The organism is Blautia sp. OF03-13, from assembly GCF_003460685.1.
GTDB classification, from domain to species: Bacteria; Bacillota; Clostridia; order Lachnospirales; family Lachnospiraceae; genus Fusicatenibacter; species Fusicatenibacter saccharivorans.
On sequence record NZ_QTVR01000005.1, the window covers coordinates 128,660 to 144,529 of the forward strand.

Genomic DNA, 15,870 nt, shown 5'->3' on the forward strand with positions numbered 1-15,870 from the left:
AGACACGATTTTGACATGACAGCCATATCATCATACTGTCCATAAAGCCAAAAGAACCCTTGATTTCTCAAGGGTTCCATAAGTAGCGAGAGGGGGATTCGAACCCTCGACACCGCGGGTATGAACCGCGTGCTCTAGCCAACTGAGCTATCTCGCCATATTCATTTTCAACATCGTTTTTCATAAAATATGGGGCCTATAGGGCTCGAACCTATGACCCTCTGCTTGTAAGGCAGATGCTCTCCCAGCTGAGCTAAGACCCCACATCGGTGTTTTGTCTGTTGGCTTTTTATCTGTATCACCAACCGACTTTGTTAGTATAGCATTCCACCCGCCAAATGTCAACACTAATTTTCAAATTTTTTCGATTTTTTTCAACTTTTTCTCCCGCCACTCTTTCAGGTACTGCTCCTGTTCCAGATCTTCCCGTTCTTTCTCCCATCCTGCCGCCCGGCAGAGCGTCCATGCAAGCAGAAGAAATACGGCAAAAATCCCCGCCAGACAAACGATTCCCATCTTTTCCGACCGCCTTTCCTGTTCTGATTCTGCTAAAAACCAAAGGATCTCCTTACTATTGTATCCGGAACGGCGGCGCTTTATTCCCTTTTCAGAATAAAAAGACAAAGCCGCCAGATTTCCCTTTCACCGGGATTCTGGCGGCTCCATTTTACTCAAAATTAAAATTCACATTCACGTTACGCTTCGTCAATCGCTTTTCCAATATCATGGCGGTAATATTTATTGTCAAAGTCAACCCAGTCAACAGCCTTATATGCATTCGCACGTGCCTCTTTCAGGGTATCGCCAAGTGCTGTCACGCCGAGGACACGGCCTCCGTTTGTCACGATCTCGCCGTCTTTGAACTTCGTTCCTGCATGGAAGCAGTAATAGCCCTCATGCTCTTTGAACGTCTCGAGTCCGCGGATCGGGAATCCTTTTTCGTAGGAAACCGGATAACCGTTCGAAGCCAGTACGATGCAGACACACGCATTATCTGCAAACTGCAGGTCGATCTGGTCGAGAGTTCCGTTGATGCAGGCTTCAAATACATCAATGATGTCTGTCTTCATACGAGGAAGCACAACCTGTGCCTCCGGATCGCCGAAGCGGGCATTGTACTCGAGCACCTTCGGTCCGTCCGGTGTCAGCATCAGTCCGAAGAAGATAACTCCCTTAAACGGTCTTCCCTCGGCTGCCATCGCATCTACGGTCGGCTGATAGATATATTTCTTACAGAACTTATCCACTTCTTCGGTATAAAACGGACTCGGGGAGAAGTTGCCCATACCGCCAGTGTTCAGGCCGGTGTCGCCGTCTCCTGCTCTCTTGTGGTCCTGTGCGGAACTCATCGTCTTGATCGTCTTTCCATCCACAAAGGAGAGAACGGAAACCTCACGTCCCGTCATAAACTCCTCGATGACCATCTCGTTTCCGGCACTGCCGAATTTCTTGTCGAGCATGATCGTCTTGACGCCCTCTTTTGCTTCCTCTAAGGTATTGCAGATCAGAACGCCTTTTCCAAGAGCCAGACCGTCGGCTTTCAGCACGATCGGGAATTTTGCAGTCTCGAGATATTTCTCTGCCGCTTCCGGATCGGAGAATGTCTCGTATGCCGCCGTCGGGATATGGTATTTTTTCATCAGGTCTTTGGAGAACGCTTTCGATCCTTCCAGGATTGCCGCATTCTTTCTTGGTCCGAATACGCGCAGTCCCTCTGCCTCAAACACATCGACAACACCGCCGACCAGCGGATCATCCATGCCGATGACGGTCAGGTCAATCTCTTTTTCTTTCGCAAAAGCAACGAGCTTGTCAAACTCCATCGCTGCAATATCGACACACTCTGCGTACTCCGCAATTCCTGCGTTTCCAGGAGCGCAGTAAATCTTGTCTACCTTCGGGCTCTGCGCCACCTTCCAGGCAATCGCATGCTCTCTTCCGCCGCTTCCTACAATCAGTACTTTCATCGCTCTTACTCCTTTATCTTTACGTGTCCGTCTTCTACCGTTACTTTTCCGTTTGCAATCAGATCAATCGCACGCGGCATGATGACCCACTCGGCCTCTTCCATGACGCGCTGCTGCAGTGCCTTCGGTGTATCGCCCTCGTGCACTTCGACTGCCTTCTGCAGAATAATCGGGCCGGTGTCTGTTCCGCCGTCCACAAAATGAACCGTCGCTCCCGTCACTTTGACGCCGCGGGATAATACGCCCTCGTGCACTTTCAGTCCGTAATAGCCCGTTCCGCAGAACGACGGAATGAGGGACGGATGAATGTTGATGATCTTATTCGGATAAGCATCCACAATGCTCTGCGGGATCACAACCAGGCATCCTGCGAGCACAACGAGATCGACGTTGTACGACTGCAGTTTCGCCAGCAGTGCCTCGTTGAATGCTTCTCTCGATGCAAAGGTCTTCGGGGAAAGGCATACCGCATCAATCTCCTTCTTTTTCGCACGCTCCAGCGCATACGCTCCTGCATTGTTGCTGATGACAACGGAAACCTCCGCGTTTGTGATGGTTCCCTCGTCAATCGCATCCAGAATCGCCTGCAGGTTCGTGCCGCCGCCGGAGACGAGAACTGCTAATCTTAGCATAACTGTACTCCTTTTTCTCCGTTTTCAATGTGGCCGATCACATATGGCGTATCTCCTGTGGAACGGATGGCTTTCATCGCTGCGTCTACATCTTCCGGATCAACAGCCAGTACCATACCGATACCCATATTGAAGGTGTTGTACATCATCTGCTCGTCGATATTGCCTTTCTTTGCCATCAGATCAAAGATCGGCGGTACGGTGTAGCTGTCTTTCTGTACAACGGCTACGGTATTGTCTTTGAGCATACGCGGAATGTTCTCGTAGAAGCCGCCTCCGGTGATGTGGCTGCATGCTTTTACGGTTACACCGGCATCTTTGATGGCGCGGAGTGCTTTTACGTAGATACGGGTCGGTGCAAGCAGGGTCTCGCCGAGGGTTGCGCCGAGCTCATCATAGTATGTATTTAAAGAATCTTTTGTCATATCGAAAACTTTGCGGACAAGAGAAAATCCGTTGCTGTGAACGCCGGTGGAAGCCATGCCGATCAGTACGTCTCCGGCTGCCAGATTTTCACCGGTAATCATGTCTTTCTTGTCACATACGCCGACAGCAAAACCTGCCAGATCGTACTCATCCTCCGGCATCAGGCCGGATGCTCTGCGGTCTCACCGCCGATCAGTGCCGCATCGGACTGCAGACAGCCTTCTGCAACGCCTTTTACGATCGAAGCTATCTTCTCCGGATAGTTCTTTCCGCATGCGATGTAGTCGAGGAAGAACAGCGGTTCTCCGCCGGCACATGCGATATCGTTCACACACATGGCAACGGCATCAATGCCGATGGTGTCGTGTTTATCAAGAATCATGGCGAGCTTCACCTTGGTTCCGCATCCGTCTGTACCGGAAAGCAGCACCGGCTCTTCCATTTCTTTGATTTTTGCCAGGGAAAAAGCGCCTGAAAAACCGCCAAGGCCGCCTAATACCTCCGGGCGCATGGTTTTCTTTACATGCTCTTTCATTAATTCTACTGATTTGTATCCAGCTTCAATATCTACTCCTGCGTTCTTGTAATCCATGGTGAACCTCCCTTGTCCTTTGTTTTTATTTACTGTAGTTACGGTATCCTGTTTCCTGCAGTTTTGCGTCTTTTGCCTCAACCTGCTCTTTCATTTCCTGTGTATATGCTTTCAGTTTTGCAAGCAGTTCCGGATCGGAAGTTGCAAGAATCTTTGCTGCCAGGATTCCGGCATTGGCACCGCCATTGATGGCAACGGTTGCTACCGGAATGCCGCTCGGCATCTGTACGATGGAGTACAGGGAATCACGACCTCCAAGCGATGTGGTATGCATCGGAATTCCGATGACCGGCATTGGGAAAATAGCTGCGCACATACCCGGCAGATGAGCTGCCATACCTGCGCCTGCAATGATAACCTTGAAGCCTTTCTCCTCTGCGGTTTTTGCATATTCGAAAAATACATCCGGCTCGCGGTGTGCGGAGATGATTTTCATCTCGTACTCAATTCCAAATTTTTCCAGCATGTCGGCTGCTTTGCTCATTACCGGCATATCAGAGTCGCTGCCCATCACAATTCCTACTTTAGCCATGTTGTTCTCCTTTTCTGATTAACTGTTCTAAGCGTTATTCATTAGTTATGCTTATATTTATGTTTTAATCATTCAGTTCTGCTTATAATATACTAAGCAGGCGCAGAAATGTCAACCCATAATCAGCCAAAAGGTTCATTTAATTCTTCCGTTCCCGGCAGGACGAAGCGTCCGTCCTCAATGAGAGGGATCGTCGTTCCGTCTGCTTTTTCGACCGCAACCGACTGCAGTTCGCGGTACGGAATCGTGATGTCCGTGTGGCATCCGAAGTATGCTTTCGACGGATCTTCTTTCCGTTTTGCCGAAACCTCGTTCTCGCGCGCGATTACTTCTTTTCCGTCCGGGTTGTACATCGGGCTGTCCTCCGCCCAGGCGTAGCAGGTGTCGCCCATCGCAAAATGCGGGCCCATCTTCTCTGCGATCAGGATCGGCAGTTTTCCGGCGATGCCGTACTGCTCTGCCATCACGTACGCCGTCGTGTTCGTTCCGATGGCAAACTCACCGATCGGCAGCGTCCTGTGGTGATACAGCAGGTTTTCTTCTATATAAGTACGATTGTCCTCTTCTTTTTCGAAGTTTGCGCAGTCATACGCGGTGATCATGCCGTCAGTCAGCGTCAGGCAGAGATCGCGGTAATACAGCTCGTTCAGGTAGACTCCCGTCACATGGAGCACGCCTGTCGTGCCGGTAAGACTCGGGGAAGTAAAGACCTCTCCGACCGGAATATTGCAGTCGGCAACACAGTTCTCGAAATTCGTCTCTTTCGCAGGATCGTTCAGATGATGCAGCATCACGCGCAGATCCGTTCTGTTCTCTCCTTTTCCAAGCACATGCACGGAAACACCCTCGTCGAGCGCATCGATCAGGTACTGCTGGATGCGCTGGTATTTTTCGTAATCGAGCGTGTTGATCTTTACGATCTCACGGAAAATTTTTTCGTAGCGAGGATCGATCTCCGGCATCGGGTAGGCGATGATCGTGTAGCCGTACTCGTCATCCTTGATATAGCGGTTTACAATCTGGCCCGCCTCGTTCTGGAAACCGACACGGAGCTTTTGCTGGCGCTCGTTTAAGTGTAGTGCCTGTTTTTTATTTACTGGCTCAAACGGAACTTCGCCGAAGGTTTCCACCACGGCAGGGCCGGCATAGCCGTCCGCCAGTTCTTTGTACTCGTCGTATTTCACCTGCATCGCGCGGAGCCGTCTCTTCACGAGATCCTCGTTGAGATACAGCGCCTCATCGTTCCGGTGATCGTAGTCATACTGCTTATTCGCAGACGCACCGGCAACCCACGTTCTCCGCGCGCCGCGGGAAATCACCGGCTCGAGTCCCATCTCGCGGAACTGTAATATTGCCGCACGGATCATGCGCTCAAAACCGATATGGAAGCGGATGCTGACTGTCTTCTTTTTCGACAGATCTTTTCGCGCCACGAGAAAGCACTTGCGGAAGCCTTCTGTGTAGGTGCGTGCCATCGCGTCGATTTCTTCCTGGCTGAACGTATTTAAAAAGCGGGCTGTACCCTTCTCATTTTCGGTGATATATTCGCCGTACTGGTACAGATACCGCAGATCCGTCAGATCAGATTCCATCACAATATCCTTCACAAAGTGCAGCGACGGGTCGACGATTTCGCGCACCTGGTATTCCTGGCGCTCCTCGGCGTAATCGCTCACATACCAGTAAATGCTCTCTTTTACATACTGCGCGGACGGCAGCGTCTCCTCCTCGAACATCGCATACAACTCGAGATACAGCTCCATCGCCGCAGTCAGCTCCAGCAGGCGGTCCTCATAGACCCAGACAACAGCATTTCCCAGCTCCCGGTACAGGCAGCAGAGGCTCCTTCCATGCGTTTCACCAAGTGCCCGCACGGCAAACGCCGGGTTTCCGTAGGAGGTCTCATACCGCTCCCCGATCACATCTTCATACGGCTCGCGGTTAAAAACAGCCAGCTCTTCCTCGGATGCTGTTTTTAGATATCCTTCTGCGATTCTGCTCCGGATCTGGTCCATTTTGCAGAGGTACTGTGCCATCTGTGCAAAAAAATCGCGGTACGGCTGCGGAACGCTTTTTTCCGCCGGAATCTGGCGGATCCGCTCAATTGCAAGCGCATACCGCTCGTTTAATAATTCATCCGTCATAAAAAAATCCCTTTCTGTTTCTCTTTAACTGTTACGAGGGGCAGATCTGCCCCTCATTCTTCTTAACTTATTCCTGTTTTTCTTCCCGGTCGTCAATAATTTTTCCATCCCGGATACTCTGTTCGAGAATCTCTTCCATATAACTCCAGATCTCCTCGGAGCCGGTCGCCGTCTTCTCGTTTCGTTTTAACGGCTGGGAAATCCGCACATTGTGGCTGGTCCAGTCTTTTCCATCGTTCTCATGATTTAAAAGCAGCGGCTGAAAATTGTCCATCACATGGGCAAAGCGCGCTTCCGGTGTCTCATACGCTTCGAACTCGAGCCAGAGATCCATCAACATTCTTCCCTGATCCTCCGGCAGCAGGCCGTAGATGCGCTCGGCCGCTTTGTGTTCTCTCTCGTCTTTTGTTTTGTTTGCCTCCGCGTCGTACGCATACGTGTCGCCTGCATCAATCTCCACGAGGTCGTGAATCAGCAGCATGAGCATCGTTCTGCCGATGTCGATTTTCTCACTCGAATATTCCTGCAGCAGAAATGCCATCACCGCCATGTGCCATGCGTGCTCCGCGTCGTCCTCCTGGCGCGAATAGCCGCGGATGTGCGTCTGGCGCAGGATCTGTTTTTCTTTATCAATCTCCAGAATAAAATTCAGCTGTTTTTCAAAACGTTCGCGATCCATCTTTTTCCCCTTTTCTTTATATGTACTCCCGGAGTCTTTCTGTGCTTGATTTTACGAGAGTACATTTATCTCACACCGATCAGAAACAGTGCCAGCCATGCGACCAGCATGCCGCCGCTCGTAATCGAGCCGAGAACCGACATTCTGTGGCTGACCTGTTCTTCTTTAAAGCTCTTCATTCCCACATAGAAGCCGTATCCCGACAGAAGGAATGAGAACAGTCCCGCTGCTCCGAGAAAAATGCCTCCGTTTCCGCGGAATGCAAACGATACGACCGAAGCCAGCAGAAACAGAAAGACCGAAGCACCTGCCATATAGAGAGCTTCCTTTCCGCCTTCCGACGGCTTCCGGACAAAATTGTAATTATACTTCTTCCTCGCCATATTTCCATCTCCTGAATTTATTGCAGATCAGGAATGCGCCGCAGCCGATCATGGCTCCAAGCGTATTCAGCATCAGATCATCTACATCAAAGCAGCCCACCTTCGTGATGAGCTGAATCGTCTCCACGCAGAGGCTGAACATAAAACCAAGAAGCGATACTTTCCAGAAACTCTCCATTTTTTTGTGCATCACCGGAACGATAAAGCCGAACGGCAGAAAACCGATCACATTGCCCGCCAGATTTAAAAATGCGGCAAGGAATCCCACCTTTTCGCGGTAAATCCAGAACCGTCTGATTTCCTGAAACGGCACCAGATTGTAACGGTAATCCAGTTCAAAAAAGTTTCTTCTCCCGTATTCTTCTGCAAAAAACAGAAAATAAACGAGCGCAAGAAGATACACCAGAAATAAAATCCGTCCCACAACGCGGATTCTGGCTTTCGTCTCCTGCTTCATCTTCGTTTCCCCTTTCTGCGTTGTTCTCCCCTCTGCTATCAGAAACGCCGGCATACCTCATCGGCGCACGCGCTTCCGAAATATCCCGGCATTTTTTCTTTTTGAAAGGCGCTTTTAGAACATGATTTCCCCGCGTCGTTTCAGCAGGCCTGCCCCGCTTACGATCATCAGAACACCGGTTGCCACGCCAACAACAACCAGTACGGCGCCCATAGCGATATTTCCGCCGCCGACACGTCCCATGGTTTTATAAATCTTTTCATTCATAGCGCAAAACTCCCTTTCCCGGTGTACCGCATCTTATTTCACGCCGTACTCCTCATAATATGCATCAATGGCAGCCTTCATCTTGTCATCGATCTGAATTTTGCCCTGGCATGGACGGTTGTACAGATACGTGATAACGTCCTCCATGGTTACAATGGCATTTGCCGGGAAGCCATAGGTTTCCTGGATTTCCTCGAGTGCGCTCTTATCGCCTTTTCCGCGCTCCATACGGTTTAAGGATACCATCAGACCTTTGATCTCCACATTGCCCTGTGCCTGGATGATCGGGAACGTCTCCTCGATGGATTTTCCGGAGGTGGTAACATCCTCGATGATGACAACGCGGTCGCCGTCTTTAATTTTGCTTCCAAGCAGCAGTCCTGCATCTCCACCGTGGTCTTTGGCTTCTTTCCGGTTGGAGCAGTAACGTACTTCCACACCGTAGAGATCATGAATCGCAATGGCGGTTACAACGCTGAGCGGGATTCCTTTGTAGGCCGGTCCAAACAGAACGTCGAAATCCAGTCCATAATTGTCATGGATTGCTTTTGCATAATACTCGCCGAGACGTTTTAACTGGCTGCCGGTTACGTAAGCGCCTGCATTCATAAAGAACGGGGATTTTCTTCCGCTTTTCAGGGTGAACTCTCCAAATTTTAATACCTGGCTCTCGACCATGAATTCAATGAACTCTTTCTTATACTGTTCCATTTTATTTTCCTCCATATTTTCAGGGGAAGGCATCGGTTCTCGCATGCCGCCCGTTTTTACTTCTATTCTGTTCTATACTACCATAAACGCCTCTGTTTTTCCAGTCCAGACACAGGATTTCGCATAAAAAACATAAAATCCACACAAATAAATTTCATTCTCTGACGCAAAAAATCCCTCCGCCCAGAGAACGGAGGGATTTTGATATGTTTTCTTTTTAGAAATCTACTTCTGTATCATAGTAGCAGCATTTCAGCAGTTTTTCCATCTCTTCAACAGATGGCTGTCTCGGGTTGGATCCGGTGCAGGCATCGGCGATGGCATTTACAGCGATGTCGTGCAGTCTCTCCAGGAATACGTCTTCCGGAACGAAGCCCTGCTCGGTCGGATAGCTGTCTTTTCCGTAGTTCTTGATGCAGTGCGGAATGTTCAGTTTGTCGTTCATGCCGCGCAGATAGTCAATGAGGAGTTTTACTTTCTCTTCCGTTGTCTCGCCGCCAAGTTTCATCTCGTCAGCGATCACTGCATAACGTTTTGCTGCAGTCTCGTCTTTTGCGTTGAACGCGATAACCTTCGGCAGGTACATAGCGTTTGCTGCGCCGTGGATCAGGTGAGCGCCATAATCAGCGAATGCTGCGCCTGTTTTATGTGCCATGGAGTGAACAATACCAAGAAGTGCATTGGAGAATGCCATACCAGCGAGGCACTGTGCGTTGTGCATGCTGTCACGTTTTGCCATATCTCCGTTGTAGGAATCTACCAGGTCTGCCTGAATCATCTTGATTGCATACAGTGCCAGCGGATCGGTGAAGTCACAGTTCGCTGTGGAAACGTATGCCTCGATTGCATGGGTCATAGCGTCCATACCGGTGTGAGCAACTAACTTTTGCGGCATCGTCTCTGCCAGATCCGGATCTACGATTGCAACGTCCGGCGTGATTTCGAAGTCTGCCAGCGGGTATTTGATACCTTTTTCATAGTCTGTGATAACTGCGAACGCGGTTACCTCGGTTGCTGTTCCGGATGTAGAAGAAATTGCACAGAAATGAGCTTTTCTGCGGAGTTTCGGCATTCCGAATACCTTGCACATTTCTTCGAAGGTGATGTCTGGATACTCGTATTTGATCCACATTGCTTTTGCTGCGTCGATCGGAGATCCGCCGCCCATTGCTACGATCCAGTCCGGCTGGAACTCTTCCATCGCTTTTGCTCCGCGCATAACAGTCTCGACTGACGGGTCAGACTCGATTCCCTCAAAAAGCTGTACTTCCATGCCGGCTTCTTTCAGGTAGTCTACTGCGCGATCCAGGAAACCGAAACGTTTCATGGAGCCGCCGCCTACACAGACGATTGCACGTTTTCCTTCAAATGTTTTCAGTGCCTCTAAAGCACCTTTTCCGTGGTATAAATCTCTTGGTAATGTAAATCTTGCCATTGTTCAGAACCCCTTTCTTGTTTTGCTTCTGATGGACAGCTCCGGCAGATCAGATCAGCAGAATTTCTGTTTTTCCTGCTCTCTGTTTGAACCGCCTTTTGTCTTTTGTTTTCGACTTTGTTATTATTATAACAAACTTTTTCAGGGATTTCCAATACAAAAATGATATTTCCTGATGTCAATTATATATGTCTTATTTACTCCCATGCCGCCCGCGATGCCTGTTTTTCACGGTACATCGCTCTTTTCCTCCAGCTTTCCGTTTCCAGATAATTCCAGTTGTAAAGCCCCGTCAGTTTATCTTTATACTCCCACCCAGAAAAATCTGTCAAATTTCACCACACACAATCACATTTAATTTTACATTTCACGAAAAAACACTCCCAACCACTTTCAGCGCCTCCGCCAGATCCTTTCGAAAATCCTCATCCCCTCTCCGCAGACTATTCACCCTGCACCCAAACACCCTCTCATGCCCCGTACAGTGCAGATACCTGCCGTCCCCCAGATACATCCCCACATGCCCCCTCCAGAACAGCAGATCCCCGGCCTTCGCCCGTTCCTCCACCAGACACATCTCCTCCCCTTCTCTCCAGATCGCTTTCATCGGATACCCTTCCCTGATATCCGCATCCCGCCAAATCAAAACCCCATTCATCAAATACACCATAAACACCACACCCGAACAGTCAATCCCATCCGCCGCCTTCCCGCCCCACCGGTACTGGCATCCAAGATACCCCTTCGCACACTCCACAACCTTCCTCCGAAACTTCTCTTCCGACCACCCCTCCGGAATCCCCTGCTCCACAAAAAACCTCTCTTCCGATTTTCCCCACAAAAACCGATCCGAATCCAGTCTTTTTCTTAATGCCACCTCCGGCACAAACCCACTGATCCCATTCGCCAGTTTCACCCTGCAATACCCATTCTCCGTCTCCTCCATTTTCTCCACAAAACACCCCCGTCCCAGCGTCTCCAACATCCGCGACTGCACCCGCGCTCCCCTCATCACATCCGCAAACCCGCGTGTCACCACATACGTATTCCCTGCCTTTTCCCTCTCCTCCATCCACTCCCGGCTTTTCTCTTCAATCAAATTTCTCTCCATCCACCCCCGATACCCATAATGCGTCCAAACCTCAATCCAATCCCTCTCATCTTCCCACATCACGCTCCATCCAAAAAACACCTCATCCACCACATCAACCACATTCTTCTCATACAAAAACGCCCGCTTCACTTTAATGATCCCATACTTCATCTCACATACCACCTTCCATTTTCTATATACTATGCACCCACCACAACACTCTCACGCCGATCCGCCCCCGGCGGATCCAGACCTACTTCGTTTCAGCTCCACACAACCAGACCTCACTGGAATTTGCGCCTGCCGTGTGGCGGGCATAGAAAAAGAGGGCAGAAACTGTGAGCCCGGAACAGGTGCAGGAAAATGGGATGCTTCCCGTTTCCCCGTGCCTATTCTGAGCCACAGTTCCGCCCTCTTTTTCTCGCCCGCCGCACCGCAGATGCGAAGCCGCTCGAGGCCGTCCGTCTTATCTCACCGCCCCGATCAGCGAATTAATATCGTCAACCTTATGCCTTCTCATATACTCTTCGATACCGCGAACCGTTTCAACAGTCGCATACGGATTAAAGAAATTCGCCGTCCCAATCGAAACCGCCGTAGCCCCCGCCAGAATAAACTCCAGCGCATCCTCCGCCGACGCAATACCGCCCATACCAATAATCGGCACTTTCACTGCCTGCGCCACCTGATACACCATCCGCACCGCAATCGGCTTCACCGCCGGCCCCGACATACCGCCAGTCTTATTCGCAATCGCAAACTTCTGCCGTTCAATATCAATCTTCATCCCAGTAAGCGTATTGATCAGCGACAGCACATCCGCCCCGCCGGCTTCCGCAGCCCGCGCCATCTCCGTAATATCCGTCACATTCGGGCTCAATTTCATAATAATCGGCTGCTTCGCATATTTTTTAACTTCTCTGGTGATCGCCTCCACCGCTTTCGGATCCTGTCCAAACGCAATACCGCCCTCCTTCACATTCGGGCACGAAATATTAATCTCCAGCAGATCCACCGGCTCCGAAGTCAATCGCTCCACAACCTCACAGTAATCCTCCGTCGTCCGTCCACACACATTCACCACAATCTTCGTGTCAAACTGTTTCAAAAACGGAATATCCCTCTCACAGAACACATCAATACCAGGATTCTGCAGTCCGATCGCATTCAGCATTCCGCCGTAAACCTCCGCAATACGCGGCGTCGGATTCCCCGGCCACGGCACATTCGCAACACCCTTTGTCACAACCGCGCCAAGCTCCTTCAAATCCACAAACTCACTGTACTCCGCGCCGGAGCCAAACGTACCAGATGCCGTCATAACCGGATTCTTCAGTTCCACACCCGCCAGATTCACACTTGTCTTCATCGCTTTTTCTCCTCCTCGCGTCACTTACAGCTCAATTTCCGTACTTAAAAAGACCGGTCCGTCCTTGCAGATCCGCTTGTTGTGCACATGTGAATGACCATCCACCTCAGTCGACTGGCAGACACACGCAAGACATGCGCCAACGCCGCACGCCATCTTCTCTTCCATCGAAATCCAGCATGGAATTCCCTTTTCCAGACCGTACGCCTTAATCGCACGCAGCATCGGAGCCGGACCGCAGGCAAAAATTACATCTGCTTCCAGATGATCCTCGCGCACCGCATCCATCACATTGCCCTTCACACCGGCACTTCCGTCCTCCGTTGCAATATGAAGATCGCCTGCCGCAGCAAACTCCTCATTTAAGAACAACTCATCGCGGTAACCACAACAGATGATCGTGTCCGTTCCAAGATCCTTCGCCGTCTGCAGCATCGGCGGAACACCGATACCGCCGCCCATCAGCATCACACGTTTTCCCTTACCTTCCTCGATCGGGAATCCATTTCCAAGCGGCCCTAAAATATCAACCTCATCCCCCGCTTTCAGATGCGAAAACTCCTCCGTTCCTGCACCTGCCACACGGTAGACAATCCGAAGTCTTCCTCCCTCTCGGTCGATCTCACAAAGAGAAATCGGACGCGGCAGAAGACGGCTGCCATCTTTCGAAAACAGAGAAATAAACTGGCCGGCCTTCGCCTCTTTCGCAATCACTTTCGTGGAAATCCACATACTGTAAATTCCTTTTGCAATGCACTCCTGACTTTCCACAGTACAGCATTCCTTGATTTTCATAAGCTGAACACTCCTTTTATTTTCTTGAATCGGCGAAAAGCCCAAAATATCCTCCGGCAGACATAACATCTACCCGGCAGACCTTCTGAGCTTTTCACCCTGTATTCTTATTTTGCAGCAGCAAGCGCCCCGCTGATATCCTCAACCATATCCTTTACAGCTGCTCTCGAAGCATCCGCAAAGTTCTCAGTGCCAAACTCGGCATATTTTTCCTGTTTGTAAGCAGCGATAATACCTCTCGAAGAGTTTACGATTGCACCCAGTCCGTCCTCATTGAAGAAGTGAACGAGGTCTTTTCCCTTTCCACCCTGTGCACCGTAGCCCGGTACCAGGATGTAGGATTTCGGCATTACCTTACGCAGCACCTTGCCCATCTCCGGGTACGTAGCGCCGACAACAGCTCCCACATAACTGTAATCATCGCCCATGTGCTCCTCGCCCCACGCGGCAACCTGCTCGCCGACCCACTCATACAGCGGACGTCCGTCGATGATGCGGTCCTGGAACTCGCCGCTGGACGGGTTCGAGGTTTTTACCAGAACAAAGATACCTTTTTTCTCCTCTTTGCAGACCTTGATGAACGGTTTTACGCCGTCAGATCCAAGATACGGATTGACAGTTGCAAAATCCTCATGGAATCCGGCGTAGGATTTGCTTCCCACCTGCACGTGGCCGAGGTGGCCGACTGCATACGCCTCAGAAGTAGAACCGATATCGCCTCGTTTGATATCGCCGATGACAACGAGACCCTTTTCCTGGCAGTAGGAAACGGTCTTCTCATACGCTGCCATTCCCGGAACGCCGAACTGCTCATACATGGCAACCTGCGGTTTTACAGCCGGAATCAGATCGTATGTTGCGTCGACAATCGCTTTATTGAACTGCCAAACGGCCTCTGCAGCTCCTTCGAGTGTCTCTCCGTACTCGGCAAATGCCTTTTTCTGTACGTGCTCCGGCACATAGTTCAGCATCGGGTCCAGACCTACGACGATCGGTGCATTTGTTTTTTTAATGTTTGCAATCAGTTTGTTAATCATCTGCTTACTCTCCCTCTTCTTTCTTTTCTTATAGAAATTACTCAGCTTCGTATACAATCTTGCCGCCGCATACGGTAGCCATAACTTTTCCTTTGACTTTCTTGCCGCCGAACGGAGTGTTTTTGCCCTTGGAAACAAACTCCTTCGGATCGATCAAATACTCTGCTTCCGGATCGATGACAACCACATCGGCGTCCATGCCAGGTGCAAGAGAACCTTTCTTGTCCAGGTGCAGGATTTTTGCCGGATTGTAGCTCATCTTCTCCGCCATCTGCATCGGGGTGATGATCTCGGTATCCACAAGTTCGGTGATGGTAAGAGCCACGCTCGTCTCCAGTCCGACGATGCCGAACGGAGCTTTCTTGAAGGACTCCTGTTTCTCGGTCAGCGCATGCGGTGCATGATCGGTGCTGATGACATCGAAGACATCGTCTTTCAGACCCTGGCGCAGTGCCTCGAGATCCTCTTTCGTACGGAGCGGCGGATTCATCTTGTAGTTGGTGTCGCCCTTTACGATGTCGTCGCTGCAGAGGGTAAAGTGATGCGGGCAGACCTCGGCGGAAATCGAAACGCCGGCCTTTCTCGCCTCACGCACCATATCCACGCTCTCTTTGGTCGAGCAGTGGCACAGATGCAGGTGTGCACCTGTCTCTGCGGCAAGTACGATATCTCTTGCAACAATCGTGTTCTCTACGGAGTTTGTGATGCCCGGCAGATGCCACTCTCTCGAGTTTGCATCCTCATTCATGCAGCCGCCGTTTACGAGGTTCTTGTCCTCGCAGTGAGCCAGCACCGGAATGTTTTTCTCTGCGGCAATCTCCATGGCCTCTTTGTAGAGCAGCGCGTTCATAACGGATTTTCCGTCCTCGCTGATCGCCGGGATGCCGGCTTTTACCATGCCCTCGATATCGGCGAGCTCTTCACCCTTCTGTCCTACTGTGATGGCGCCTGCCTGCAGTACATTAATCGGAGAAAAACGGTCTGCTTTGATCGTTACATAGTTGACGCGGTCCGGGCTGTCGATGACCGGTTTTGTATTCGGCATCGCTACCAGCGTTGTCACGCCTCCTTTTGCTGCTGCTTTCGAACCGCTTTCAATATCTTCTTTATATGTCTGCCCCGGGTCGCGGAGATGTACATGCATATCGATGATGCCAGGCATTACATAGCAGCCTTTTGCATCTATTACCTGCGCATCTTTTACGCGGATTCCTTTTTCAACCCGTGTAATAACGCCGTTTTCGATCAGAACATCACTGATTTCGTCTTTTTGGGTGGCCGGGTCGATGACCTGTCCATTTTTGATTAAGATACTCATCTTACGTTCTCTGATCCTTTCTTTTCTTCTGGC

Annotated in this window: 16 protein-coding genes, 2 tRNA genes and 1 pseudogene; all 19 read right to left on the minus strand. The window is 50.5% G+C overall.

All coding sequences use genetic code 11. The annotated features are described in order from the left end of the window. Positions 1 to 83: 83 nt before the first annotated feature. Positions 84 to 157 (minus strand) — tRNA-Met (locus tag DXA55_RS05375). A 33-nt stretch (positions 158 to 190) separates the two neighbouring features. Further along, positions 191 to 263 (minus strand) — tRNA-Val (locus tag DXA55_RS05380). A gap of 91 nt (positions 264 to 354) precedes the next feature. Then, entirely contained in the window at positions 355 to 516 is a 162-nt protein-coding gene (locus DXA55_RS17030) for a hypothetical protein (RefSeq protein ID WP_022462017.1), read from the minus strand. Between the two features lie 179 nt (positions 517 to 695). Then, a complete protein-coding gene (gene purD / locus DXA55_RS05390) occupies positions 696 to 1,967 on the minus strand; it encodes a phosphoribosylamine--glycine ligase (protein ID WP_117813267.1) in 1,272 nt (423 codons plus the stop codon). A 5-nt stretch (positions 1,968 to 1,972) separates the two neighbouring features. Beyond that, entirely contained in the window at positions 1,973 to 2,599 is a 627-nt protein-coding gene (purN, locus tag DXA55_RS05395) for a phosphoribosylglycinamide formyltransferase (protein WP_022462015.1), read from the minus strand. Beyond that, positions 2,593 to 3,617: pseudogene (purM, locus tag DXA55_RS19195) on the minus strand (phosphoribosylformylglycinamidine cyclo-ligase). The gene purN and the pseudogene purM overlap by 7 nt, the downstream one beginning before the upstream one ends. A 25-nt stretch (positions 3,618 to 3,642) precedes the next feature. Beyond that, positions 3,643 to 4,149, minus strand: coding sequence for a 5-(carboxyamino)imidazole ribonucleotide mutase (purE, locus tag DXA55_RS05405; protein ID WP_022462013.1), 507 nt, complete (start codon positions 4,147 to 4,149; stop codon positions 3,643 to 3,645). 122 nt (positions 4,150 to 4,271) lie between these two features. Continuing rightward, complete coding sequence (locus DXA55_RS05410) at positions 4,272 to 6,293, minus strand: aminopeptidase (RefSeq protein WP_117813269.1); 2,022 nt, start codon at positions 6,291 to 6,293, stop codon at positions 4,272 to 4,274. Between the two features lie 67 nt (positions 6,294 to 6,360). Then, positions 6,361 to 6,972, minus strand: a complete 612-nt coding sequence (locus DXA55_RS05415; RefSeq protein ID WP_117813271.1) for an HD domain-containing protein — start codon at positions 6,970 to 6,972, stop codon at positions 6,361 to 6,363. Positions 6,973 to 7,037: 65 nt separating this feature from the next. Next, positions 7,038 to 7,355 carry a hypothetical protein gene (locus DXA55_RS05420; RefSeq protein WP_022462010.1) on the minus strand — a complete coding sequence of 106 codons (318 nt, stop codon included), beginning with the start codon at positions 7,353 to 7,355 and terminating at the stop codon, positions 7,038 to 7,040. Continuing rightward, positions 7,336 to 7,812, minus strand: coding sequence for a VanZ family protein (locus tag DXA55_RS05425; RefSeq protein ID WP_055221318.1), 477 nt, complete (start codon positions 7,810 to 7,812; stop codon positions 7,336 to 7,338). Before DXA55_RS05425 ends, DXA55_RS05420 begins: the two co-directional genes overlap by 20 nt. 114 nt (positions 7,813 to 7,926) lie before the next feature. Next, positions 7,927 to 8,079: a hypothetical protein gene (locus tag DXA55_RS17255; RefSeq protein WP_055221261.1), complete on the minus strand. Its 153-nt coding sequence runs from the start codon at positions 8,077 to 8,079 to the stop codon at positions 7,927 to 7,929. Positions 8,080 to 8,112: 33 nt separating this feature from the next. Then, complete coding sequence (gene pyrE / locus DXA55_RS05430; protein ID WP_117802627.1) at positions 8,113 to 8,790, minus strand: orotate phosphoribosyltransferase; 678 nt, start codon at positions 8,788 to 8,790, stop codon at positions 8,113 to 8,115. Between the two features lie 217 nt (positions 8,791 to 9,007). Then, positions 9,008 to 10,225 carry an iron-containing alcohol dehydrogenase gene (locus DXA55_RS05435; protein ID WP_055227104.1) on the minus strand — a complete coding sequence of 406 codons (1,218 nt, stop codon included), beginning with the start codon at positions 10,223 to 10,225 and terminating at the stop codon, positions 9,008 to 9,010. A 367-nt stretch (positions 10,226 to 10,592) separates the two neighbouring features. Then, positions 10,593 to 11,489, minus strand: a complete 897-nt coding sequence (locus DXA55_RS05440) for a C40 family peptidase (protein WP_117813273.1) — start codon at positions 11,487 to 11,489, stop codon at positions 10,593 to 10,595. A 295-nt stretch (positions 11,490 to 11,784) separates the two neighbouring features. After that, positions 11,785 to 12,687: a dihydroorotate dehydrogenase gene (locus DXA55_RS05445; protein ID WP_022462000.1), complete on the minus strand. Its 903-nt coding sequence runs from the start codon at positions 12,685 to 12,687 to the stop codon at positions 11,785 to 11,787. Positions 12,688 to 12,711: 24 nt separating this feature from the next. Beyond that, the gene (locus DXA55_RS05450) at positions 12,712 to 13,482 is read right to left on the minus strand and encodes a dihydroorotate dehydrogenase electron transfer subunit (protein WP_022461999.1); all 771 of its coding nucleotides are present in this window, start codon (positions 13,480 to 13,482) and stop codon (positions 12,712 to 12,714) included. Positions 13,483 to 13,589: 107 nt separating this feature from the next. Then, positions 13,590 to 14,519 (minus strand): orotidine-5'-phosphate decarboxylase, encoded by a 930-nt coding sequence (pyrF, locus tag DXA55_RS05455; RefSeq protein WP_022461998.1) that lies wholly within the window; start codon positions 14,517 to 14,519, stop codon positions 13,590 to 13,592. 37 nt (positions 14,520 to 14,556) lie between these two features. After that, positions 14,557 to 15,837 (minus strand): dihydroorotase, encoded by a 1,281-nt coding sequence (locus tag DXA55_RS05460; protein WP_117813275.1) that lies wholly within the window; start codon positions 15,835 to 15,837, stop codon positions 14,557 to 14,559. Positions 15,838 to 15,870: the final 33 nt, after the last annotated feature.

Bases quoted from the DNA above. Each gene is read 5' to 3' on its own strand.
- DXA55_RS17030 (WP_022462017.1), bottom strand. From the start codon at position 516: ATGGGAATCGTTTGTCTGGCGGGGATTTTTGCCGTATTTCTTCTGCTT.
- purD (WP_117813267.1), bottom strand. From the start codon at position 1,967: ATGAAAGTACTGATTGTAGGAAGCGGCGGAAGAGAGCATGCGATTGCC.
- purN (WP_022462015.1), bottom strand. From the start codon at position 2,599: ATGCTAAGATTAGCAGTTCTCGTCTCCGGCGGCGGCACGAACCTGCAG.
- purE (WP_022462013.1), bottom strand. From the start codon at position 4,149: ATGGCTAAAGTAGGAATTGTGATGGGCAGCGACTCTGATATGCCGGTA.
- DXA55_RS05410 (WP_117813269.1), bottom strand. From the start codon at position 6,293: ATGACGGATGAATTATTAAACGAGCGGTATGCGCTTGCAATTGAGCGG.
- DXA55_RS05415 (WP_117813271.1), bottom strand. From the start codon at position 6,972: ATGGATCGCGAACGTTTTGAAAAACAGCTGAATTTTATTCTGGAGATT.
- DXA55_RS05420 (WP_022462010.1), bottom strand. From the start codon at position 7,355: ATGGCGAGGAAGAAGTATAATTACAATTTTGTCCGGAAGCCGTCGGAA.
- DXA55_RS05425 (WP_055221318.1), bottom strand. From the start codon at position 7,812: ATGAAGCAGGAGACGAAAGCCAGAATCCGCGTTGTGGGACGGATTTTA.
- DXA55_RS17255 (WP_055221261.1), bottom strand. From the start codon at position 8,079: ATGAATGAAAAGATTTATAAAACCATGGGACGTGTCGGCGGCGGAAAT.
- pyrE (WP_117802627.1), bottom strand. From the start codon at position 8,790: ATGGAACAGTATAAGAAAGAGTTCATTGAATTCATGGTCGAGAGCCAG.
- DXA55_RS05435 (WP_055227104.1), bottom strand. From the start codon at position 10,225: ATGGCAAGATTTACATTACCAAGAGATTTATACCACGGAAAAGGTGCT.
- DXA55_RS05440 (WP_117813273.1), bottom strand. From the start codon at position 11,489: ATGAAGTATGGGATCATTAAAGTGAAGCGGGCGTTTTTGTATGAGAAG.
- DXA55_RS05445 (WP_022462000.1), bottom strand. From the start codon at position 12,687: ATGAAGACAAGTGTGAATCTGGCGGGTGTGGAACTGAAGAATCCGGTT.
- DXA55_RS05450 (WP_022461999.1), bottom strand. From the start codon at position 13,482: ATGAAAATCAAGGAATGCTGTACTGTGGAAAGTCAGGAGTGCATTGCA.
- pyrF (WP_022461998.1), bottom strand. From the start codon at position 14,519: ATGATTAACAAACTGATTGCAAACATTAAAAAAACAAATGCACCGATC.
- DXA55_RS05460 (WP_117813275.1), bottom strand. From the start codon at position 15,837: ATGAGTATCTTAATCAAAAATGGACAGGTCATCGACCCGGCCACCCAA.